This window comes from Nocardia carnea (genome assembly GCF_029869215.1).
GTDB classification, from domain to species: Bacteria; Actinomycetota; Actinomycetes; order Mycobacteriales; family Mycobacteriaceae; genus Nocardia; species Nocardia carnea_B.
On the sequence record NZ_JARWPM010000394.1, the window covers coordinates 13,014 to 34,052 of the forward strand.

Consider the following 21,039-nt stretch of genomic DNA (forward strand, 5'->3'; position numbering starts at 1 on the left):
GGCTGCGTAGGGTGCCCGCACTGGTGCGTGTGGTCACCGCGGGTGCCGGTTGTCGCGGGTGAGGGTGCGGGCAATGGAGAGTGCGGCGAGCTTGTCGGGGTTGCGGATGCCGTAGCCGTCGGTGATCCGGCCGTCGGCGATCTCGAGCAGGAACACGGCCTCCAGATCGCCCTCGCGGTAGATCGCCATCGCGGGCTGGTTGTTGCAGTTGACCGGTTCGATCCGCACCTCCGGCATGCGCCCCGCGGCGCCGAAGACCGCCATGGCGGTCGCGGCGACCTGGGCTGCGCCGGTGATCAACAGGTCGCGGACCGCGGTGACCTTGCCGCCGCTGTCGGTGGTCCAGGTGGCATCAGGGGCCAGGATCGCCAACAGACCGTCGAGGTCGCCGGTGGTCGCGGCGGTGAGGAACTGTTCGGTGAGGGCGGCGGTGCGCGCACTGTCGACGGGTCCGAACCGGTTGCGGCGGGCGTGGACGTGCCCGCGGGCACGGTGGGCCTTCTGACGCACCGCGGCCACAGATTTTCCGACCGCTGCCGAGATCTCGGGGTAGGCGAAGCCGAACACTTCGTGCAGGACGAATACGGCCCGCTCCTCGGGGTCCAGGGTTTCCAGCAGCACCAGCATGCCCATCGACACGGATTCGGCCAGCACGATATCGGCCGAGGCGTCGTCCTCGCTGACGAGCAGGGGTTCGGGCAGCCACGGGCCGACATATTCTTCGCGCCGGCGAGCGCCGGCGCGGAGCGCATCGAGCGCTTTGCGGGTCACCAGCTGCGCCAGAAAGGATTTGGTGTCCCGGACCGTCGTCAGGTCCACCCGCGCCCATTTCAGGTAGCTGTCCTGCAGCACGTCGTCGGATTCGGTTGCCGAACCCAGAATTTCGTAGGCGATGGTGAACAGCAGCGGCCGCAGCAGCGCGAACCGTTCGGCATGCTCGTCGCTATCCCTCATACGTTCACGCCCGTCCCGGTCTCGGGGATCGGCAGGTTCTTCCGGCGGCCCAGTCCGTGGAACGAGGGAATCGAGCCGGGTTTGCGCGCCTCCTTGGCGATGGCTTCCACCGGTGCGGACAGTCCCTTCTTCTTGATCGCCCCGGCCATCCGGCCGCCGAGGTAGAAGCGCACCGGGGTGTCGTCCCGGCGGGTGAACTGCATCGCGGCGGCATCACTGCCCAACCCGATATTGCAGGCGACGAACGGCACATCGAGCACCGCCGGTTCGCCGCCGGCGATACAGGCCAGCACATTCGCCGCGGCCTGCGCACCCAGCGGCTGGGCGGCGTAGCAGCTCATCCGCAGCGGCCGGCCCGACGGCGCCGCGGCGTCACCGGCGGCGAAGATCCGGTTGTCGTCGATGCTGGCGAGCGTCTCGTCGGTGAGCAGGCGGCCTGCCGGGTCGGTACGAAGGCCGCTCCGCCGGGCCAGCTCCGGGAGCCCGAATCCGGCGGTCCAGATCGTGAGCGCGCTCGACAGCACCCGGCCACCGGCCAGCACCACCTCGTGGGGTCGCACCTGCGCTACCTTCTCGTCTTCGAGTACCCGGACTTCCTTCGCGGCCAGCCGCTTCGCGATCGACCGCCGGGCCGGCACAGCGAAGGCCGGAGCCAACATACCGCCGCACACCAGCGTGACGGCCCGGCCCTGTTCGGCCAGCTCCGCCGCGGTCTCGATACCGGTGGCACCACCACCGACCACGGTGATCGGCGCGTTCGCGGCGACCTCGCCCAGCGCGCTGCGCAGTCGCCGCGCATGTTCGTACTCTGCGAGGGGGTAGGCGTGGTCGGCCGCACCCGGCACCGAGGCGGGCGTGGTGGCCGTACTGCCGACGGCGTAGATGACGTAGTCGTAGTCCAGCGCGCCACCCGAGGCCAGCTCGATGGTTCGTGCGGCGGTGTCGATACGGGTGGCGCTGTCGACGACCAGCCGCACACCCTCCCCGAGCAACGTATCGAAGCCGGTGGTGGCGTCGTGCGTGCCGGCCACGAACTGGTGCAGCCGCATCCGTTGGACGAAGTGCGGGCGGGGGTTGACGAGTGTGATGCCGACGCCGGTGCGCAGGCGCAGATGGTTGGCCGCCAGCGCGCCCGCATAACCGCCGCCGATGACGACGACCTGGGCAAGGGAGTCATTGTGTTCGCTCATGCTCTCGGGACGTCACCGAGGGCCACGGAATAACGAAAAGTGGGACGCATCACTTCTCCGGCCGTTCGGGTGGGGGAAACAGCCTCGATGGCCGGGACGAGTGACCGAAGGATGTCCTCGAACACGACCGGAGCTCCCGGGCTCTTCCGGCAAGAACCCGGGAGTGTCCGTACGGCTTCTCTCCCGAACTACTCCGCGTAGGGCTGATCTGTTCCCCGGGCGCTGTAGCCGAGGCTCCAGATGTAGCCGTCGGGGTCGGCGAACGTGGCGCCGTACCCGCCCCACGGCAGCGCCCCCGCGGGTTTGAGGATCGTGGCGCCGGCCTTCTCGGCTTCGGCGGCGATTTCGCCGACCCGCGCCTCGCTGCGGACAACGTAGGTGAGGGCGAAACCGCTGAAGCCACTTCCTTCCGGGCTGGTGCCCATCTGCTCGGCCAGGCCCTCGCGGCCGTAGAACCCGACGAGCGAGCCGCCCTCGGATTCGAAGAACACCGAGACGCCGTAGTCGTCCCTGATCTTCCAGCCGAGCCCTTCGACATAGAACTTCTTGGACCTGTCCAGGTCGGCGACACCGAGCAAAATCGAGCTGACGTGCGCTTTCACGGTTTCTCCTCGTCATTTGACATGTGGGGTTTCTCCTCTGGGCGTACGACGTGTCCCTGAAGGAGAAGGGAACGTGACCGGATCGGCTGTCACATCGGGCCGGCGCCGCCGGTCAATAGAGATGACCGACCCCGACGGAGGAATGTGACAGATGGCGGAACACGACTGGCTCAGCGAGCGGTTCACCGAGCACCGGGGCCACCTGCACGCGGTGGCCTACCGGATGCTGGGCTCACCCGGGGACGCCGAGGACGCGCTCCAGGAGGCATGGTTACGGATCAGCCGCGCCGACACCGGCCAGATCGAGAACCTGGCCGGATGGCTCACCACCGTCGTCGCCCGCGTCTGCCTGAACATGCTCGAATCCCGGCGGGCTCGACGGGAGGAGCCGGCCGGAGCGCAACTGCCCGAGCCCGCGCCGCTCACCGACCTGCGCGCCCTGCGGCCGGCCGACCCCGAAGACGAAGCCCTGCTGGCCGATTCCGTCGGTGTCGCGCTGATGGTCGTACTGGATACCCTGGCCCCCGCCGAACGGCTCGCGTTCGTACTCCACGATGTGTTCGCGGTCTCGTTCGCCGAGATCGCCGAGATCATCGACAGCACCCCGGCAGCGGCGCGGCAACTCGCCAGCCGGGCCCGGCGCAGAATCCGGGGTGCGGCGGACTCCTCCGCGGCCGGCCGGTCGCCCAAGCGCGAAATCGTCGCCGCCTTCCTCGCTGCTTCCCGGAGCGGCGACTTCGAGGCCCTGCTCGAATTGCTCGATCCCGATGTCGTTGTCGGCGAGGTCCGTGGCGGCTACGACGTCGCGGCGTTCTTCGCCGGACGTGCGCAGGCCGCGCGTCTTGCCCTGGTCGATGGAGTTCCGGCGGCCGTCTGGTCCCTCCGCGGCCGGCCGCGCGCTGTCTTCGCGTTCACCGTCAGGGCCGGGAAGATCACCCGCATCGCCATCGAGACCGACCCGGACCGGCTCCACGACCGGGAGATCATCTACCTCCCGCTGGGCGCCGGCGCCCCGGCCGGACTCGGCGAGGGCCCGGCGTGACCGGAATGGACCTGCGCGTTTCTGCCTTCCATCTGATCGTCCACGACCTCGATCAGGCGCTCGGCTTCTACTGTGGCGTACTCGGACTCGAGGTGCGTGGCGCGATCGACGCCCACGGTGGCCGGCGGGTGCGCATCGGCCCGCCCGCGCAACCGGAGGTCTCCCTCGTCCTCGAACCCCCGGGCGCCGGCGCCGCTGTCCCGACGACCCAGCGTCTCGACCTCGGACAGCTGCCGTACCCCGGTTCGCTCGGCGGCATCGGTTTCCTCACCGAGGACTGTGACGCCACATTCGAATACCTCGAGGCCGGCGATACCGAGGTGATGCAAGAGCCGATCGATCGGCCCGACGGCGCCCGCGACTGCGCCTTCCTCGATCCCTCCGGCAATTTCCTGCGGTTCGTCCAGCCGGCGCCGACCGGTAATGGCACCACGCCCGGCACGCGCAGACCATCGACCACACCAAGCGGGTCATCGATGCACAAGATCGGACCCAACCCGGTGTCGCGCCTGATCAATCGGTGCATGCGCGCCTGGGGCCGCCGCTCCACCCGCCGGATGATGGGTATGAATCTCCTTGTCCTGCACACCACCGGACGCAGGACCGGCCGGCCGCGACAGTCGCCGGTCGCCTGGTTCCCCGATGGGCACAACCGCTGGTTGATCGCCGCCTCCGCCGCGGGCGCCGACGCGAACCCGGACTGGTATCACAACCTCGCGGCGCGTCCCGAGGACGTCGCGATCGAAATCGGCGGCCGCGGCCCGTTGCCGGTGACCGCGGAAGTTCTCACCGGCACCGAACGCGAACAGGCCTGGGAAACCATCATCACCACCGCTCCACGTTTCGCCGGCTACCAGAACAAAACCGGCCGCACCATCCCGGTGATCCGCCTGCACCTACGCCGATGACACAGCGGCCGGCGGCGGGAGGCCACCGCGAAGGTGCCGCAGCGGCTGTACTCAGTGGTACGGACCCGGTTCGGCTACCGGCGGAGTACCGCACCGGGAAAAATGGGCGCAGAATTCTTCCGCGAGTGTGTCGATTCACCGGGTGCCCGTTCGTGTAAGGGGTGAACACAACGACTCAGGAGGTTCACGATGGCGCAGTACCTGCTCAGCATCCACCACGACGACGACTACGCACCCGGCGACGAGGAGATGGCACAGATCGCCGCCGAGGTGGAGGCGTTGAACAAGGAATTGGCACAAGCCGGTATCGAGGTGTTCGGTGGCGGCCTGCATCCGGCGAGCACGGCGACGGTACTGCGGGTCGGCGCCGGTGGCGAGGTGCTGGTCACCGACGGGCCGTACCTGGAGACCCGGGAGCATATCGGCGGGTTCTGGGTGATCCGGGCCGCCGACCTCGACGAAGCGCTGGAATGGGGCCGTAAGGCGACGCGGGCCTGCCACCTGCCCGTCGAGGTGCGGCCGTTCCATACCGAAGCGGAGCAGTGACAAGCACCGCCGACGATATCGCGGCCGTGTTCCGTGCGGAATACGGCCGCGCCGTCGCGGTGCTGATCGGCCTCCTCGGCAGTATCGACGCCGCCGAGGAGGCGGTGCAGGAGGCGTTCGCGGCGGCCGTGCGCACCTGGCCGGGCCAGGGCATACCGCCCGGTCCGGCCGCGTGGATCATCACGACCGCGCGCCACCGCGCGATCGACCGCCACCGGCGGGAATCGCAGCGCGACGCCAAACACGCGGAGGCAGCGATGCTGCACCACAACGACGAACCCGCGGATACCGGCGCGGTGCCCGACGAACGACTCCGGCTCATCTTCACCTGCTGCCACCCGGCCCTCAACCGCCACGCGCAGGTCGCGTTGACACTGCGCCTGCTCGGTGGCCTCACCACCGCCGAGATCGCGCGGGCCTTCCTCGTCGCCGAGCCGGCGGTCGCTCAGCGGATCGTGCGCGCCAAGAACAAGATCCGGGACGCGCGTATCCCCTACCGGGTCCCTCGCGACGCCGATCTCCCGCAGCGGGTCGACGCCGTGCTGGCGGTGTTGTATCTGATCTTCAACGAGGGCTACGCGGCGTCGTCCGGTGCGGACCTGATCCGCGACGATCTGTGCGCGGAGGCCATCCGGCTCACCCGGGTACTCACCGCGGCGATGCCCGACGAACCCGAAGCGCTCGGGCTGCTGGCCTTGCTGCTGCTGACCGATGCCCGCCGCAGCGCCCGCACCACCTCGGGTGGCGACCTGGTGCCGCTGGCCGAACAGGACCGGTCACGCTGGGATCGGTCGAAGATCGGCGAGGGTCTGGCACTGGTGGCCCGGTGTGTGCGCCGCGACCGGCCCGGGCCCTATCAGCTGCAGGCCGCGATCAACGCGCTGCACGCCCACACCCCGGCCGCCGACCGCACCGATTGGGCGGCCGTCGTCCGGATGTACAACCTGTTGCTGGACGCCACACCGACCCCGGTGGTGGCCTTGAACCGGGCCGTCGCGATCGCCGAGACCGCGGGGCCGGCCGCGGCCCTGGCGATCGTGGACGCACTCGATCTCGACGGCTTCCACCTGTACCACGCCACCCGCGCCGAACTCCTGCACCGCCTCGGCCGCACCGGCGAGTCGATCACCGCCTATCGCGCCGCCCTGCAACGGGTGGGTAACGAACCGGAACGCCGATTCCTCGAGAAAAAACTGCGGAAGCTCATACCCTCGCCATGAATCGGCTCGCCACACGAGGAGCCGGTGCTCCGGCAACGCCGTCGCGTTCACCGCTACCGCATCGCCTGTCACGGGATGGCGTGCACTCGCCGTGCGTTTGCCTCTTGGTATAGATAGCTGTCAATATCGATCCATGTCTAAACCGCAGTTGCCGATACTCCCGGACGGGGCCTGCGACCCGGCGCCCCGGGTGCGGGAACCACTGACGGCGGACGCGGCCGCGGAGCTGGCCGCGGTGTTCAAGGCGCTATCGGATCCGGTGCGGCTGCGACTGCTGAGCTCGATCGCGTCCCGGTCCGGGATGGAGGCCTGCGTATGCGACCTGTCCGAGGGCATCGACCTCACCCAGCCGACCATTTCGCACCACTTGAAGGTGCTGCGTTCCGCCGGTCTGCTGACCAGTGAACGCCGCGCGTCCTGGGTGTACTACCGGGTTGTCCCGCAGGCGTTGCAGCGGGTCTCCGAGGCGTTGTTGCTGGAGAGCGGCGAGGCCGCCGAGGTGACCGCGTGAGCGCCACCGACACCACCACGGCCGGCGAGCAGGGTGTGGTGGGCAAACTCTCGACGCTGGACCGGTTCCTGCCGGTGTGGATCGGTGTCGCCATGGCTGCCGGGCTGCTGCTGGGCCGGCTCATCCCGGGTCTAGGCGATGCCCTCGCCGCGGTGGAGATCGACGGTATCTCGCTGCCGATCGCGATCGGCCTGCTGATCATGATGTACCCGGTGCTGGCCAAGGTCCGCTACGACCGCCTTGACACGGTCACCGGCGACCGCCGTCTTCTGATCGGGTCGCTGGTGCTGAACTGGCTGCTCGGCCCGGCGCTGATGTTCGCGCTGGCCTGGCTCCTGCTACCCGACCTCCCGGAATACCGCACCGGACTGATCATCGTCGGATTGGCGCGCTGTATCGCGATGGTAATCATCTGGAACGATCTTGCCTGCGGCGACCGCGAAGCCGCCGCGGTGCTGGTGGCGTTGAACTCGATCTTCCAGGTGATCATGTTCGCCGTCCTGGGTTGGTTTTACCTCTCGGTGCTGCCCGGGTGGTTGGGCCTGGAACAGACGACTATCGAGGCTTCGCCGTGGCAGATCGCGAAATCGGTACTGATCTTCCTCGGCATCCCGCTGCTGGCCGGATACCTCACCCGCCGCCTGGGTGAGCGGGCGAAGGGCCGCGACTGGTACGAATCCAGCCTGATTCCGCGGATCGGGCCGTGGGCGCTCTACGGTCTGCTGTTCACCATCGTGGTTTTGTTCGCCCTGCAAGGCGACCGCATCACCTCCCAGCCCCTGGACGTGGTCCGCATCGCGGTGCCGCTGCTCGCGTACTTCGCGATCATGTGGGGCGGCGGCTACCTGCTCGGCGCGATGATGGGACTCGGATACGAGCGGACCACCACGCTCGCGTTCACCGCGGCGGGCAACAATTTCGAACTCGCGATCGCGGTCGCCATCGCCACTTACGGCGCTACCTCCGGTCAGGCACTGGCGGGTGTGGTTGGTCCGTTGATCGAGGTCCCGGTCCTGGTCGCGTTGGTGTATGTGTCACTGGCCCTGCGCAACCGGTTCCGCACCTCTGCGGCTGCAACGGAAGCGGGGTCGCGGTGACCACGGCCCCGATGGTGCTGTTCGTGTGTGTCCGCAACAGCGGCAAATCGCAGATGGCGGCCGGACTGATGCGCCAGGCCTCCGCTGGTGAGGTCGTCGCGCTGTCGGCGGGTACCGTCCCGGGCGAAAAGCTCAACGCGTTGTCGCTGGCAGCGCTTGCCGAGGTCGGGGTCGATATCAGTGGCGGAGTCCCGAAACCGGTCGACGCCGGGCTGCTCGCTCGCGCTGATCTGGTGGTGCTCCTCGGTCACGAAGCCCAGCTCGACGTCCCGGTCGGGGTGCGGGTACGGCGGTGGGAGACCGACGAGCCCTCGCTCCGCGGAATCGAGGGAATCCAGCGGATGCGATTGGTCCGGGACGATATCGCCGCCCGCGTCCACGATCTTGCTACCGAACTCAGCTCACCTGTCCAATCCTGACCCGTCCTTCTCGAATATCGGAAAAGCGGATATGACCGAGTCCCCCATCCCCGCGACAGCGTTGCGTGCGGATCTGTCCATCGACCAGCAGGTGGCGTTGAAAACCGCAGCGACCCGGTTGCAGCGCGAGTTCGACGGCACCTTCGGTGTGGAAACCATCGAACGGTTCCTGCACTCCTCCTACGAGCAGTTCGCCGGCCGCGCCACCATCGTCAACTTCCTGCCCCTCCTGGCCGAACGCTTCACCCGCCAACGCCTCCAAGCCCTGGCCAAGGTCGAAGGACTCCACCACACCGGGACTCCGACCGTGCTGTTCCTGTGCACGCACAACGCCGGCCGCTCGCAGATGGCGCTGGGCCTGTTCACCCACCTCGCCGGCGAGCACGCCATCGGCTGGTCCGGCGGCAGCGAACCTGGTGAGGAGATCAACCCGGCCGCGGTCGCGGCGATGGCCGAGATCGGGATCGACATCACCGGCGAGTACCCGAAGCCGTGGACCGAGGAAATCCTGAAAGCCGCTGACGTCATCATCACCATGGGCTGCGGGGATGCCTGCCCGGTGTATCCCGGCCGCCGGTATGAGGACTGGGACCTGCCCGACCCCGCCGGCCTCGATGTCGCCGCGATCCGCCCGATCCGCGCCGAGATCGAAACCCGCGTGCGCGTGTTGCTCGCCGAACTCGACGTCCCCACCGCCTGAAAGGCCCTCGCTGTGACCGATAAGCCGAGTGTGTTGTTCGTCTGCGTCCACAACGCCGGGCGCTCCCAGATTGCCGCCGGATTCCTCACCCACCTCGCGAACGGGGCGATCGAGGTTCGCTCCGCCGGCAGTGCGCCCGCCGATCAGCTGAATCCCGCCGCGGTCGAGGCCATGGCCGAGGTCGGGATCGATATCACCGCCCAGGCCCCGAAGATCCTGACGCCGGACGCGGTGCAGTCCTCGGACGTGGTGATCACCATGGGTTGCGGTGACACCTGCCCGGTGTTCCCCGGTATCAGCTACCGCGACTGGGACCTGGCCGATCCGGCCGGCAAAGGTGTGGAAGCGGTGCGCCCGATCCGCGACGAGATCCGCGCCCGGGTCGAGGCGCTCATCGCGGAGCTGCTGGCTGCCCACGCCTGAACCCCCACCGAGCCGACCACGGTCAAGGGAGAAGCGATGACCGGCGCCCCGCCCGCACCGAGCCTCGGTGCGGGGGGCGGCTGCGCGGTATCGCGCGGATCTGCTCGGTACCGGGGTGGTGATGGCGGCGCTGGTGACGGGCTGGTGGACAACACACCTGGCCAGTCCAGGACATGCCGCGGCCCGCGCCGGGCTCGCCGCAGCCGTGACGATCACGGTCCTGGCCGTTTGCGCCGCGCTTTTCCGGAGCCGGGCGCCGCGGTGGAACCCGCTGCTGATGGTGGCCGATGCCCTGCTGGAAGGCCGCCGAAGCCTGTCCGGTCATCAGCTCGCCGGCCACATCCTCGGCCAGGTAGGGGCCGCGATGGCCGTGGCCGGTGTGCTGGTGGTGGGGTGTTTCCTGGCCGGGATCACCCCTCCGGCAGTGCCCACCCCGGGCTGTGTGCACGCGTTCCGGTGCCAGCGCACTGGCCGCCGCAGTGCTCCTGGTGACGGGGTCGGGGTTCCTCGGCAACCCGGCCGTGGTCGCGGGCGCAGTCGTCCTCGGACTGGAACCGGCCCCGGCGCTGGTGATCGCGGTCTGTCAGCTCGGTGGCTGCCTCGTCGGCTACGGGGTCGCCACCACCTGGTGGCCGGATATCGGCCGTCGCCTCGACACACTCACTGCCTAGCTGTCCGGGAGCAGTGCCCGGGCCAGGACGCCCGGGTCGATGTGATGGCCTTGTCCCGACAGCGTTTTCCGTGTCGCGGCCGCGAGTGCACCGGTGAGCCGGTTCGCGGCGTCGAGGATGTAGTCGGCGCTGGTGGTGCCGGTGATCACCGTGGTCGGGACAGTGATCGCGGCGTAGCGGCCCACGTCGGGGTCCAGGCCGGCCAGCACCCGCAACGTCGCCGCCAGGGTGGGGGCCTGGGCGACCTTGTGCCACCACAACGGATCAGCACGCAGCGCGGCCAGCTCGGCCGGGGAGAATCCGCCGGATACTGCGGAGGCGTCCAGGATCAGGCGCTCGTAGTCCCCGCCCGCGATCACTGCATCCACCGCCGCGAGGTCCGGGATCGGGTAGGTGACCGGCAACGGTGGCTCATAGACCGCCAGCCGCCGCACCTGATCCGGTGCGCGCAGCGCGGTTTCCAGGGCCAGGACCGCGCCGTAGGAGTAACCGAACAACACCTCGACCGGGCCGACCGCGTCGATCACCGCGGTGAGGTCGGCGACCTCGTGCGCGATATCCGGCGGCGACTGCGGGGCTCCGGAGGTGCCGTGACCACGGCAATTCACCGCGACCACTGTGTAGTGCTCGGCGAGGTGGCCCGCCAGCCCCAGCATGCTCACCGCGCTGCCCAGGCCACCGTGCACCGCCACCAGAACCGGCCCGGCACCGAGGGTCAGATAGGTGATCGGAGTGCCATCGGCCGACAACACCCGGCCACCGCGGACCAACCCCTGCGCGACCGTGTCCACCGAGGCGCTGGTCACCGCGCGTGCGCCCGCTGCTGCGCCGTCACCGGCCGCAGCCGCCGCACCAGATAGGCCGCATCCCGGCCGACCCCGCGCAGCGAGTTCGACGACGGAGTCCGCTGCCACTCCAACCCCAGAAACCCCAGCCCCGGGTGAGTCGTGGACAGCCCGAACCGCTGCCGCGGCACCCCGGCCTCGGTCACCGCCCCGGTGCCAGTGAGATACGACAGGTGCGGGCGGTAGCCGGTGGCGAAAATGACCGCATCCACCAGGGTGCGGGTACCGTCCGGCCACACCACACCCTCCGGTGTGAACGCGGTGAACACCTCCCGCCGCTCCGGTCGCCCGCCGGCCAGCGCGGCGCGGTAGCGGCCGTCATCGAGAACCGGCTGCGTCGGCGCCTGTTTCACGATCTGGCCCAGCGGGGCGGCATCGAACCCGGTGACGGTGAACCAGAAATGCACATCCCGGCCCAGAGGCCGCTGCGGCACGAATTTCACCGGCGCCCTACTGGCCAGCACCACCCGCGCCCGCTCGGCGAGTTCGGCGGCGATCTGCACCGCGGAGTTCCCCGCACCCACCACGATCACCTGCTGGTCGGCGAACTCGCCGGGGTGGCGGTATTCGCTCGCGTGCAGGACCCGGCCTCCGAACTCGTCCCGGCCGGGCACGGCGGGCAGAAACGGGGAACCGAACGACCCGGTCGCCGCGATCACCCGCGGCGCGGTGAACACCGCACCCGATCCGGTGGTGACCGCGAAATCCTCACCGCTGGTGGCGGCGACGGACTCGACAGCAGTGCTGGTGTGGATCTCGGCGTCCAGGGCCGCGGCGTAGGAGCGCAGATAGTCGATCACTTCATCGCGGTGCGGGTACCGGTCCGGATCCCCCGGGAACGCCCGGCCGGGTAGGGCGCTGTAGCGGGCCGGGGAGAACAGGGTCAGGCTGTTGTAATAGCGCGGCCACGACCCGGTCGCCTCCGGCGAGGCTTCCAGGACCGCGGTGTTCAGGCCGCGAGCGGTGAGGTGGTGGGCGGCGGCGAGGCCGGATTGACCGCCGCCGATGACCACCGCGTCATAGTCGTATTCGCTTGTCACAACATCTCTTTCTTCGAAACACGGACTCTGGTCAGTGGCGCGATCGCCGCGGCGAGGGCAGCGACGGCGCCGAGGATGAGATAGGTGTGGGCGTAGCTGCCCGTCCACGCCGACAGCACGGTGCCCGCCCACGGAGCCAGCGCGGACACGATCACCACCGGCGCCGACAACAACCCGTTCAACCGGCCGTAGTGGGTGGCGCCCCACCGGTCGGTGATCGCGGTGGCCTGGATCAGCGTGAAAATCCCGCGCACCAGCCCTGCGCCGATCGCGACCGCGATCAACACGATCACCGCCGACACCACCCCCAGCAGCGCGGTCGAGACGGCGAGCGCGGCCAGCACCACGACGGTGCGGGCGGTGACCCCGGTGTAGCGGGCCAGCGGCAGATACCCGATGCGGCCCAAAACCTGCCCGGCGCCACCGAGCCCGAGCGCGGTCGCCGCCAACCCGGCGCTGAAGCCCTGTTCCTGGAGCAGGGCGACGAGGTTGAAGATGCCGGCGAAGCTCGCGAACGCCGCCAAGCACATGGTCACCACCAGCGCAGCGAAGCGCGGGCTGCGCGCAATCTGCGAGTGGTCGGCATGCGCAGCCACTGTCGGGGCCGGTGGCTCCGGCCATACCGCCCGCAACCCGAACCAATGCGCCGGGATCGTCAGCACCGCCAAGACCGCGGCGAGGACGAGATAGGCGCCGCGCCACGCGACGCTGCTGTCCAGGGCGGCCGTCAGCGGCGCGAACACCGTGGACGCCAAACCACCGGCCAGAGTGAGGACCATCAGCGCGGTCACACTCTGCGGCCCCCACCAGCGGGTCAACGCCGCGAACGCCGGCGGATACAACACCGCCCCCATCGCCACCCCGGCCGCCAGCCAGCCCAGATAGAACACGACCAGGTTCGGGGCGGACGCGATCGCGACCAGCGCTACTACCCCGAGTACCGATCCGGCGGTCATCACCCGCCGTGGGCCGGTCCGGTCGATGACCGCGCCGACCGGGATCCCGGTGAGCGCGGTCGCGAGCTGACCGAGCGAGAACGCCGCGGTGATCACCGGCGCCGACCACCCCGCCTCGCGGGTGATCGACACCGACAACACCGGGAACGCGTAATACAGGATTCCCCAGCTCGATATCTGGGTCAGGCACAGCACCGCCAGCACCCGGCGGCGCCCCGCCCGCGGCAACACATCCACCGCTGCCGCGGGCGCGGTCTCCACATCGGTCACGCCGGAACCCAGGCGTCTACCGGGCGGCGGCCGGGGCGCAGCATGCCACGTCCGACTCGACCTCCGCCTCCGATGCGGAATCGCTGGCACCGGTGCCGCAGCATCCTTGCACCGCCTCCGCGTCCTCCTTGCCGGCGAACCGGGGTTCGGTACCGAAGTGCTCGGTATCGGCCAACACGGTGTAAACCTCCCACCGCTCAGCGTTCGGGCCGGTCACCCAGACCTTGTCCTGAGTGGCGAAGCAACAGGTCGTCGCGATCTGCTCCTCGGTGAACAGACCGGCCTCCGACAGACGCGCGATCTCGGCATGCACCTTCTCCGAGGACTCCACCTCCACCCCGAGATGGTTCACACTGCCACCCTGACCAGGGTTCTCGATGAGGACCAGCTTCAGCGGCGGCTGCTCGACCGCGAAGTTCGCATAGCCGGGCTTGCGTTTCGCCGGCGCGACTCCGAACAGGGCCGAGTAGAACTCGACGGCCTGCTCCAGATCGTCGACATTGAGCGCGAGCTGAACACGTGACATCATGACCACCACCTGTGTGACATATATCGAATTACTGGCAGCGGTCAGTCTGCCACCTTTTCGACATAAGTCAATATCGTGAGTAGGATGGATTCATGCCCAAAGCGCTACCCGTCATCGACATGACCACTCCCCTGTGCTGCCCACCCGTAGCCGCCGGGCCGGTCGACGACGAAGCCGCCCTGCACGTCGCGCTCCGGCTCAAGGCCCTCGCCGATCCGGTCCGGGTCAAGCTGATGTCGCTGCTGCTGGCGAGCCCGGAGGCGGGGCGCAACGGTGGCGAACTCGCCGACGCGGTCGGGTTGTCGGAATCCACGGTCAGCCACCATCTCGGCCAGCTCCGCAAGGCCGGGCTGGTGAACTCCGAACGCCAGGGCATGAACGTCGTCCACCGCGTCCACCGCGACGCACTCGCCGCACTGTGCGTGGTACTCGACCCGAATTGCTGCCGGTAGCCGGCCGAAAGGCCCGGCCGCCGGGATCGCACGGGTACCTTCACCGCTGTCCGTGCCGGGATAACAAGTTGCGTGACCGTGGCTGCGGCGGGCACAGTACCGGCTTGTGCTGGGATCCGAGGTCAGGGTGCGTGTATCCGGCGGGGCGTTGTCGGGGGTGGACTTCGGCGGCGCGGGCACCGGCGTACTGCTGGTGCACGGAAGCGGCCACAACAGTGCGGCGTGGTCGGAGGTGGCGGCGCAGCTGGTGACGCGGTGCCGTGTGGTGGCGTTCGATCTGCGCGGCCACGGGCAGACCGCGGCCGATTCCCGGACGGCCGAACAGTACTGGCGTGATCTCGGCGCTGTGGTGGCCGCCCTGGGCTGGGAGCGGCCGGTTCTGGTGGGGCATTCCACCGGCGGGTACGCGATAGCGGCGGCGACGGCGGCCGGCGTGGTCGATCCGGCGGCGTTGTGCGTGGTGGACGGCCTCGTTCTCGACGATCGCGCGACGGCGGTGCGCGCCGACGCGCAGTGGCGCGGCCCCGACGCGGCCCGGCAGTTACGCGAGATGTTCCGCTACGGGTGGCGTGCCGCCGAAGGCCCGATGCTCGACTACATCGAGCAGTGCGTGCGCGAGACCGATACCGATCCGCTCAACGCCGGCGCCCGGCCGGAACTGGTCCGAGAGGTGATGCGCCGCAGCTTCGCGCCCGGCCCGGAGGGAGAGTATGTGCGCCGGCCGACCGTAGAAGAGATCGCGCGCACCGCGGCGCCGGACCCCGAGGCGGCCGTGTATCCGAGCGTGGAGGTGTACGAACGGATCGAGTGCCCCCTCACGATCGTGCTGCCCACGGACGGCTTCTACGCACCCCGCGCCGCCGAGGTCCGCGCGGTGGTCCGGGCCGGGCACGGCCGGCGGCTGATCGAAATCGACGGTGGGCACAACCTGCCGATGACCCGGCCCGCCGAGCTCGCCTCGATCATTCTCGACCTGGTGCACCAGGTCCGCACTGCCACCGAATGAACCGAACCGGAAGGTCCGTCCATGACACAAGAAGCCCAGAGTCGCATCGTCGAGGAGTTGCCGGTGGCCGACGCCGCGGCGGGGCCCTACGGCATCACCGCGGGCGCCGACGGCGCACTCTGGATCACGCTGGCCCAGAGCGGCGAAATCGCCCGGCTCACCGTCGACGGCGCTCTCGACCGCTACCCGGCCGGCCCCGCCGGATGCCGGCCGACCGTTATCGCAACGGGCGTGGACGATGCCCTGTGGTTCGCCCGATCCGGCGACGGCCATATCGGGCGGATCACCACCGACGGCGAGGTCACGGCGTTCGGCCTGCCGTCCGACAGCGGACCGTTCGGGATCTGCGCCGGTCCGGACGGGGCCATGTGGTTCACCGAGATGAACACCGACCGGATCGGCCGGATCACGCCCGGCGGACAGATCACCCATGTCGTCCTCCCCGTCCGAGGCGGCTTCCCGTCCATGATCACCTGCGGTCCGGACGGGGCGATGTGGTTCACCCTCAACCAAGCGAACGCCATCGGCCGGATCGACCTCGACGGCACGATCACCCGGTACCCACTGCCCGATGCGGGCGCACCGGTCGGCATCACATCCGGCCCGGACGCCCTGTGGTTCGCCGATATCGCCGCCGCCCGGATCGGCCGCCTCGACCCCGGCGGCACGATGACGATGTTCCCGCTGCCCGATCCGGCGGCGAAACCACATGCGGTCGTCGCCCCGGCCGCCGGTGACTGCTGGTTCACCGAATGGGGTGCCAACCGCCTCGGACGGATCACCCGGGACGGAAACCTGACCGAATACGACCTGCCCACAACGGAATCCGAACCACACGGCCTCACCGTCGGCCCCGACGGCGCGGTGTGGACGGCCCTGGAAATCGGCGCGGTGGCCCGCGTGGCGCCCTGACCCGGTCGACGGCCGAAGCATCTCCCGGCACGCGTGGCGTTTCGACCCACTGGACCCTCTCCGCCCTCGCGGACAGGGTCCAGCGCCGCATGACTGGCCCTGTACGAGTGGTCCGGCCACCCGGCATGCTCATCGTATGATCCGACGTCTCGCGGCACTGTTCGCCGGTCTCTGGTTGTACGGGTTCTCCATGGCCGTAATGATCCGCGCCGCAGTGGGTTTGGACCCGTGGGATGTGTTCCATCAGGGTGTGACCCGGCACCTGCCGATGAGCTTCGGGACGGTCACCATCGTGACCGGCGCCGTCGTGCTACTGGCCTGGATTCCGCTGCGGCAGCGGCCCGGCTTCGGCACCGTGAGCAATGTGGTACTGGTCGGGGTTTCCGTCGATATGGGGCTGTGGCTGCTCCCGGAGTGGGAGTCGATGCCGGTGCGGCTGGGGGCCATGGTGCTCGCGGTGGTCCTCAACGCGTTCGCCAGTGTTCTGTACATCGGCGCGGGGCTCGGTCCCGGACCCCGCGACGGGCTGATGACCGGGCTGGTGCGCCGGACCGGTCTGTCCGTCCGCCTGGTACGCACCACGATCGAGGTCTCGGTACTGGCCACCGGCTGGCTGCTCGGGGGTGGTGTCGGCCTCGGCACGGTGGTCTTCGCGGTGGCCATCGGACCGCTGATCCAGGCGATGATTCCGCTGGTGAACGGATGGTTGCCGGGATTCGCGACTACCGCACCGGCGCCGGATCGGTCACCGGCCGCGGCGCGGGCGGCCGGTTCGGAACAGGAGCGAACCCGGTGCGGTGATACCCCCGTCCGCCCTGTTCCGTGAGTTGCGGCCGTCCTGCCGAGACGCGTTTCCGTCCGAGCCCGTGGGCCGCGCGGTTCCCGCCGGACCCATTCGGATCTTCTGCCGCGTGCCGGACGGGAGTAAACTGATCGTTCGCTGTTCGACCGCGCTGGGTGCTGCGACCGGGGGATCGATACGACCAGGACGTCTCCAATGCAAACCCGAACCGACGAAATCGCCGACGGCATCTACCGCTTCTCCACCTACGTTCCCGAGGTGGGACCCACCGGATTCACGTTCAACCAATTCTTCGTCGACGCCGAGGAACCCCTGCTGTTCCACACCGGAATGCGTGCCCTGTTCCCCCTGGTGGCCGCCGCCGTCGCGCGGATCAGGCCGGTCGAGGAGTTGCGCTGGATCACCTTCGGGCATGTGGAGGCCGACGAATGCGGGGCCATGAACCAGTTCCTCGCCGCCGCCCCGCGGGCCGAGGTCGCACACGGCCGACTGGGCTGCCTGGTATCGATCGACGATATGGCCGACCGGCCGCCGCGGCGGCTGGCCGACGGTGAGGTGATCGAACTGGGCGACCGCCGGGTCCGGCATCTGGACACCCCGCACGCACCCCACAACTGGGAGGCGCGGGTCCTGTACGAGGAAACCACCGGGGTGCTGTTCTGCGGTGACCTGATGACCCAGCTCGGTGACGGGCCGGCACTCACCGATACCGACCTCGTCGAACCCGCGACGGTCGCCGAGGATGTCTTCCACGCGACCTCGATCGGTCCCGCCGTCCCCGCGGCACTGCGACGGCTCGCCGCCCTCCGCCCCACGACCCTGGCAGTGATGCACGGGTCCAGCTACACCGGGGATTGCGAGCAGGCGCTCCATGATCTCGCCACGGTTTATCAGGAGCGGATGACGCGCTGAGAGACCGGGTCACCGGCCGCGCAGCCGGTCTCGTCGCTGTACACCCCGGGTGCCCGACTGCCGGCGGTACGGTGACCGGAAACCCGAGGCACAGATCCGGCCCGCGGATCAGTGCGCGGCCTCCCGGACTTCCTCGGCCAGTTCGTCGTCCAGCCCGACCCGCACCAGCGCCGCGGCCAGCTCGGCGGCATGGCTGCGCGGGGCGAGGCCGGCGAGCTTGCCGGGATCGGCGGGGAGATCGACGCGCTGCGCCCCGCGGACCGCCCGCTGATCGAAATGCGGGCGTACCCAGGGCCAGACATCCTGCACCTCGCGCAGGAAGATATCGCCGCCGGTGGGGCCGATACCGGTGAACTGCTGGAGCAGCTCCCCGGCGCGGTCGATATCGTGATCGGCTTCCTCGGCGAGTTTGCGCAGGTCGCCGTCGTATTTCTCGAGTGCCTTCCCGGCGATCTCCCCGAGCTGAGTGGCCGTCCGCTCGTCGTAGCGGCGGTAGTGGCCGCGCCCCAGCGCGTCGACCAAGTCCTGCCAGTCGGCGTCGGCGACCCTGTGCGCGGTTCGGTAGCCGCTGTGCACGAGTTCCGCCGTTGCCGCGATGGCGATATCGGCCGAGATCCGGGCGCTGAGCAGTTCGGAGAGCATCAGCAGCTGGAACAGCGGTGCGGGTTTGTCGTCGAGTTTTATCCCCGCTTCGGCGGCGTAGGTGCTACCCGCCCGGTCGAGCAATGCGTGCACGGTATCTCGCTGGCTCATGGCGCCTCCTTTTCCGTCGGCCCGGATACCCGGTGCCCGGCGATCCACACTGCCTTGCACGGCCGGTACCGGGCGCCGGTGCGGGTGCCACTCCCGGCGGACCCGGTCGCCGCACCCGAACGCGCCGGGCTCAGCCGACCGCCGCGGCGGCCCGCTCCGCACGGGCGGACTCACGGGCGAGCAACCGTGCCCGCTGCTCCTCGAACTTCAGGACATCCTTTTCCAGCTTGGCGAGATATTCGCCCAGTTCCTCACGGCTGCGCTCACCGCGCGCGGTGAAATCGGTGCGTTCGAAAACATTCCAGATGCGCAGCACCGGCATGAGCACCTCGTCGAGATGCTGACGCAGATCGTAGATACCGTGCTTGACCATCAGGACCCCGTTGCGCCGCCAGTTCGGCATTCCCCTACCGGGCATGGCGAAATCCGTCACGATCTTGGTGACCGACTCCATGGCCTGGTCGGGAGCGAGGTCGAACGCCGCCGCGGCCAGGTTGCGGTAGAAGATCATATGCAGGTTCTCGTCGGTGGCGATGCGCTTGAGCATCCGGTCGGCGATGGGATCCTCGCAGACCTTTCCGGTGCAGCGGTGGCTGATCCGGGTGGCCAACTCCTGGAAGGTCACGTAGGCGACCTGGTCGAGCATGCCGTGGAAGTACTCGGGCGCATGCACGCCGCGGGTCATATGCACCATACGGTCGTTCTCCAGCGCCACCGGATCGACCCCGCGGGTGACGACCAGATAGTCGCGCATGGCGATGGCGTGCCGGTTCTCCTCCGCCGTCCACCGGCCCACCCAGGTGCCCCAGGCGCCGTCGCGGGAGAAATGCTCGCTGATCGTCCGGTGATACGAGGGCAGGTTGTCCTCGGTGAGCAGGTTCGTGATCATCGCGACCTTCGCGACCTCCGACAGCCGAGACTGCTCGGGATCCCAGTCGACACCGCCCATGGCGGCGAAGTTGCGGCCCTCGTCCCACGGCACGTAGTCGTGCGGATTCCAGTCCTTGGCCGTGGCCAGGTGCCGATCCAGATTCTCGGCGACCACCGGTTCCAGCTCGACCAGCAATTCGTACTGCGTGATATCGCGTCCCATGCAGATCCTCTCGGTTCGTCCTCGGAAAAACGATCCGGAATCCGCACGATGGCGCGGCCGGCCCGATACCACCGCATACCGCGCTCGACGTTCCCGGATCGGGGTCGAACACACACTCCCGCGCGGCGTGACATCCCCGCAGACCGCGCAGGTCCTGCTGACAGCTACCTAGCCGGTGCAGACGATACCCGCTGCCCGGCGCGACGCCGGACAGGCTCCGAGGTGCCGCCCACCGGGACGGCGGCGGCCCGGGTGCCGGACGGCGCGGTAGAACGGACGCCGACCTTGTCGAACCGGCCACCAGCAGCGGAGATACGCCAGCATGCAGATCGGGATCTCATCGCCCATAGTCGTCACCCATCCCGCTACAACCGCCGGTTGGGAACGCGGCGCGGGTATCGCCGAACTCGCGCGTATCGCCGAAACCGCCGACCGATTGGGTTTCCATCACCTGACCTGTAGTGAGCACATCGCCGTCCCGGTGGATATCGCCGAAGAGCGTGGCGGCACCTATTGGGATCCGCTGGCCACCTTGGGTTTTCTCGCGGCCCGTACCGCCGGTATCCGGCTCGCGACCCAGGTGCTGGTCCTCGGCTACCACCATCCGCTCGAGATCGCCAAACGCTACGGCACCCTCGATCTGGTCAGCGGTGGGCGGCTCGTGCTGGGCCTGGGTATCGGCAGCCTGCGCGCGGAGTTCGACCTGCTGGGTGCCTCGTTCACCGACCGCGGCGCCCGCGCCGACGAGGCGCTCGCCGCGCTGCGCGCCGCCCTGTCCCGAGAGCGGCCCGAGTACCACGGCCGGTACTACGACTACCAGGATCTGCTGGTGCGACCGCACGCGGTGCAGCCACGGGTCCCGCTGTGGATCGGCGGGCGGACCCGGCGCTCCCTGCGGCGCGCCATCGAGTTCGGTGACGGCTGGGTACCGTTCGGGCTCCCCCTCACCGACCTGCGGGCGATGCTGGATACCGTCGAACTTCCCGGCCGGTTCGACCTGGTACTCGGCCCGGGCCGCCCCCGCGACCCCCACGGCGCCCGCGCCCCGGGGGGCCCCCCCCCCCCCCCCCCCCGCCCGCCCCCCGCCCACCCCAACAACCCACAACCACAAACCCCCCCCCCCCCCCCCCCCCCCCCCGAAAAAAAGCCCCCCCCCCCCCCCGAGCGGGGGCCCCCCCGGGGCCCG

The 21,039-nt window shown here is 69.4% G+C and carries 25 protein-coding genes; 16 read left to right on the forward strand and 9 right to left on the reverse strand.

Features of this window, described 5'->3' with window-relative positions; genetic code table 11:
• Nucleotides 1-33: 33 nt before the first annotated feature.
• The 3 genes from sigJ to QH276_RS28655 all read right to left on the reverse strand — a co-directional run bounded on the left by sigJ (nt 34) and on the right by QH276_RS28655 (nt 2,746).
• Nucleotides 34-954: an RNA polymerase sigma factor SigJ gene (gene sigJ, locus QH276_RS28645; RefSeq protein WP_280401263.1), complete on the reverse strand. Its 921-nt coding sequence runs from the start codon at nt 952-954 to the stop codon at nt 34-36.
• The gene (locus tag QH276_RS28650; RefSeq protein ID WP_280401264.1) at nt 951-2,144 is read right to left on the reverse strand and encodes an NAD(P)/FAD-dependent oxidoreductase; all 1,194 of its coding nucleotides are present in this window, start codon (nt 2,142-2,144) and stop codon (nt 951-953) included. Before QH276_RS28650 ends, sigJ begins: the two co-directional genes overlap by 4 nt.
• A gap of 188 nt (nt 2,145-2,332) precedes the next feature.
• A complete protein-coding gene (locus QH276_RS28655; protein ID WP_280401265.1) occupies nt 2,333-2,746 on the reverse strand; it encodes a VOC family protein in 414 nt (137 codons plus the stop codon).
• 151 nt (nt 2,747-2,897) lie between these two features.
• On the opposite strand from QH276_RS28655, the gene QH276_RS28660 reads away from it, so the two are divergent.
• The 10 genes from QH276_RS28660 (at nt 2,898) to QH276_RS28705 (ending at nt 10,283) form a co-directional block, all read left to right on the forward strand.
• Nucleotides 2,898-3,788, forward strand: coding sequence for a sigma-70 family RNA polymerase sigma factor (locus QH276_RS28660; protein WP_280401266.1), 891 nt, complete (start codon nt 2,898-2,900; stop codon nt 3,786-3,788).
• Between the two features lie 5 nt (nt 3,789-3,793).
• Complete coding sequence (locus QH276_RS28665; RefSeq protein ID WP_280401299.1) at nt 3,794-4,696, forward strand: nitroreductase/quinone reductase family protein; 903 nt, start codon at nt 3,794-3,796, stop codon at nt 4,694-4,696.
• A 189-nt stretch (nt 4,697-4,885) separates the two neighbouring features.
• Nucleotides 4,886-5,242, forward strand: coding sequence for a YciI family protein (locus QH276_RS28670; protein WP_280401267.1), 357 nt, complete (start codon nt 4,886-4,888; stop codon nt 5,240-5,242).
• Entirely contained in the window at nt 5,239-6,462 is a 1,224-nt protein-coding gene (locus tag QH276_RS28675) for an RNA polymerase sigma factor (RefSeq protein WP_280406959.1), read from the forward strand. Before QH276_RS28670 ends, QH276_RS28675 begins: the two co-directional genes overlap by 4 nt.
• 133 nt (nt 6,463-6,595) lie before the next feature.
• On the forward strand, nt 6,596-6,973 hold the full coding sequence (locus tag QH276_RS28680; protein ID WP_280401269.1) for an ArsR/SmtB family transcription factor: 378 nt from the start codon (nt 6,596-6,598) through the stop codon (nt 6,971-6,973).
• On the forward strand, nt 6,970-8,070 hold the full coding sequence (gene arsB, locus QH276_RS28685; protein WP_280401270.1) for an ACR3 family arsenite efflux transporter: 1,101 nt from the start codon (nt 6,970-6,972) through the stop codon (nt 8,068-8,070). The genes QH276_RS28680 and arsB overlap by 4 nt, the downstream gene beginning before the upstream one ends.
• Nucleotides 8,071-8,081: 11 nt before the next feature.
• Nucleotides 8,082-8,489 carry a low molecular weight phosphatase family protein gene (locus QH276_RS28690; RefSeq protein WP_280401300.1) on the forward strand — a complete coding sequence of 136 codons (408 nt, stop codon included), beginning with the start codon at nt 8,082-8,084 and terminating at the stop codon, nt 8,487-8,489.
• A 31-nt stretch (nt 8,490-8,520) separates the two neighbouring features.
• On the forward strand, nt 8,521-9,189 hold the full coding sequence (locus QH276_RS28695) for an arsenate reductase ArsC (protein WP_280401271.1): 669 nt from the start codon (nt 8,521-8,523) through the stop codon (nt 9,187-9,189).
• Nucleotides 9,190-9,201: 12 nt separating this feature from the next.
• A complete protein-coding gene (locus QH276_RS28700) occupies nt 9,202-9,612 on the forward strand; it encodes an arsenate reductase ArsC (RefSeq protein WP_280401272.1) in 411 nt (136 codons plus the stop codon).
• A 440-nt stretch (nt 9,613-10,052) separates the two neighbouring features.
• Nucleotides 10,053-10,283 carry a hypothetical protein gene (locus QH276_RS28705; RefSeq protein ID WP_280401273.1) on the forward strand — a complete coding sequence of 77 codons (231 nt, stop codon included), beginning with the start codon at nt 10,053-10,055 and terminating at the stop codon, nt 10,281-10,283.
• Here QH276_RS28705 and QH276_RS28710 read toward each other — a convergent pair.
• The 4 genes from QH276_RS28710 to QH276_RS28725 are packed head-to-tail and all read right to left on the reverse strand — an operon-like array spanning nt 10,280 to nt 13,920.
• Entirely contained in the window at nt 10,280-11,089 is an 810-nt protein-coding gene (locus QH276_RS28710; protein ID WP_280401274.1) for an alpha/beta fold hydrolase, read from the reverse strand. The genes QH276_RS28705 and QH276_RS28710 overlap by 4 nt on opposite strands.
• Nucleotides 11,086-12,168, reverse strand: coding sequence for a flavin-containing monooxygenase (locus QH276_RS28715; protein ID WP_280401275.1), 1,083 nt, complete (start codon nt 12,166-12,168; stop codon nt 11,086-11,088). Before QH276_RS28715 ends, QH276_RS28710 begins: the two co-directional genes overlap by 4 nt.
• Nucleotides 12,165-13,394, reverse strand: coding sequence for an MFS transporter (locus QH276_RS28720; protein ID WP_432278810.1), 1,230 nt, complete (start codon nt 13,392-13,394; stop codon nt 12,165-12,167). The genes QH276_RS28715 and QH276_RS28720 overlap by 4 nt, the downstream gene beginning before the upstream one ends.
• Before the next feature lie 16 nt (nt 13,395-13,410).
• A complete protein-coding gene (locus tag QH276_RS28725; protein ID WP_280401302.1) occupies nt 13,411-13,920 on the reverse strand; it encodes an ArsI/CadI family heavy metal resistance metalloenzyme in 510 nt (169 codons plus the stop codon).
• Nucleotides 13,921-14,015: 95 nt separating this feature from the next.
• Here QH276_RS28725 and QH276_RS28730 point away from each other — a divergent pair, with 95 nt between their 5' ends.
• The 5 genes from QH276_RS28730 to QH276_RS28750 all read left to right on the forward strand — a co-directional run bounded on the left by QH276_RS28730 (nt 14,016) and on the right by QH276_RS28750 (nt 18,007).
• Nucleotides 14,016-14,375, forward strand: coding sequence for an Rv2640c family ArsR-like transcriptional regulator (locus QH276_RS28730; RefSeq protein WP_280401276.1), 360 nt, complete (start codon nt 14,016-14,018; stop codon nt 14,373-14,375).
• A gap of 127 nt (nt 14,376-14,502) precedes the next feature.
• A complete protein-coding gene (locus QH276_RS28735) occupies nt 14,503-15,381 on the forward strand; it encodes an alpha/beta fold hydrolase (RefSeq protein WP_280401277.1) in 879 nt (292 codons plus the stop codon).
• Between the two features lie 21 nt (nt 15,382-15,402).
• Nucleotides 15,403-16,293 (forward strand): Vgb family protein, encoded by an 891-nt coding sequence (locus QH276_RS28740; protein ID WP_280401278.1) that lies wholly within the window; start codon nt 15,403-15,405, stop codon nt 16,291-16,293.
• A 136-nt stretch (nt 16,294-16,429) separates the two neighbouring features.
• Nucleotides 16,430-17,119 (forward strand): YczE/YyaS/YitT family protein, encoded by a 690-nt coding sequence (locus QH276_RS28745; RefSeq protein ID WP_280401279.1) that lies wholly within the window; start codon nt 16,430-16,432, stop codon nt 17,117-17,119.
• A gap of 171 nt (nt 17,120-17,290) precedes the next feature.
• Entirely contained in the window at nt 17,291-18,007 is a 717-nt protein-coding gene (locus QH276_RS28750) for an MBL fold metallo-hydrolase (protein ID WP_280401280.1), read from the forward strand.
• A gap of 108 nt (nt 18,008-18,115) precedes the next feature.
• Here the strand turns inward: QH276_RS28750 and QH276_RS28755 are convergent, their stop codons facing one another.
• Together QH276_RS28755 and QH276_RS28760 are read right to left on the reverse strand one after the other, a co-directional pair.
• Nucleotides 18,116-18,760 (reverse strand): endonuclease, encoded by a 645-nt coding sequence (locus tag QH276_RS28755; RefSeq protein WP_280401281.1) that lies wholly within the window; start codon nt 18,758-18,760, stop codon nt 18,116-18,118.
• Between the two features lie 130 nt (nt 18,761-18,890).
• A complete protein-coding gene (locus tag QH276_RS28760) occupies nt 18,891-19,853 on the reverse strand; it encodes an acyl-ACP desaturase (RefSeq protein ID WP_280401282.1) in 963 nt (320 codons plus the stop codon).
• A gap of 322 nt (nt 19,854-20,175) precedes the next feature.
• Between QH276_RS28760 and QH276_RS28765 the strand changes: the two genes are divergently transcribed.
• Nucleotides 20,176-21,039 (forward strand): TIGR03619 family F420-dependent LLM class oxidoreductase (locus tag QH276_RS28765; protein ID WP_280406960.1); only part of this gene is annotated, 864 nt, incomplete at its 3' end.

Bases quoted from the DNA above. Each gene is read 5' to 3' on its own strand.
- sigJ (WP_280401263.1), bottom strand. From the start codon at position 954: ATGAGGGATAGCGACGAGCATGCCGAACGGTTCGCGCTGCTGCGGCCG.
- QH276_RS28650 (WP_280401264.1), bottom strand. From the start codon at position 2,144: ATGAGCGAACACAATGACTCCCTTGCCCAGGTCGTCGTCATCGGCGGC.
- QH276_RS28660 (WP_280401266.1), top strand. From the start codon at position 2,898: ATGGCGGAACACGACTGGCTCAGCGAGCGGTTCACCGAGCACCGGGGC.
- QH276_RS28665 (WP_280401299.1), top strand. From the start codon at position 3,794: ATGGACCTGCGCGTTTCTGCCTTCCATCTGATCGTCCACGACCTCGAT.
- QH276_RS28670 (WP_280401267.1), top strand. From the start codon at position 4,886: ATGGCGCAGTACCTGCTCAGCATCCACCACGACGACGACTACGCACCC.
- QH276_RS28680 (WP_280401269.1), top strand. From the start codon at position 6,596: ATGTCTAAACCGCAGTTGCCGATACTCCCGGACGGGGCCTGCGACCCG.
- QH276_RS28690 (WP_280401300.1), top strand. From the start codon at position 8,082: ATGGTGCTGTTCGTGTGTGTCCGCAACAGCGGCAAATCGCAGATGGCG.
- QH276_RS28695 (WP_280401271.1), top strand. From the start codon at position 8,521: ATGACCGAGTCCCCCATCCCCGCGACAGCGTTGCGTGCGGATCTGTCC.
- QH276_RS28725 (WP_280401302.1), bottom strand. From the start codon at position 13,920: ATGTCACGTGTTCAGCTCGCGCTCAATGTCGACGATCTGGAGCAGGCC.
- QH276_RS28730 (WP_280401276.1), top strand. From the start codon at position 14,016: ATGCCCAAAGCGCTACCCGTCATCGACATGACCACTCCCCTGTGCTGC.
- QH276_RS28740 (WP_280401278.1), top strand. From the start codon at position 15,403: ATGACACAAGAAGCCCAGAGTCGCATCGTCGAGGAGTTGCCGGTGGCC.
- QH276_RS28745 (WP_280401279.1), top strand. From the start codon at position 16,430: ATGATCCGACGTCTCGCGGCACTGTTCGCCGGTCTCTGGTTGTACGGG.
- QH276_RS28750 (WP_280401280.1), top strand. From the start codon at position 17,291: ATGCAAACCCGAACCGACGAAATCGCCGACGGCATCTACCGCTTCTCC.
- QH276_RS28755 (WP_280401281.1), bottom strand. From the start codon at position 18,760: ATGAGCCAGCGAGATACCGTGCACGCATTGCTCGACCGGGCGGGTAGC.
- QH276_RS28760 (WP_280401282.1), bottom strand. From the start codon at position 19,853: ATGGGACGCGATATCACGCAGTACGAATTGCTGGTCGAGCTGGAACCG.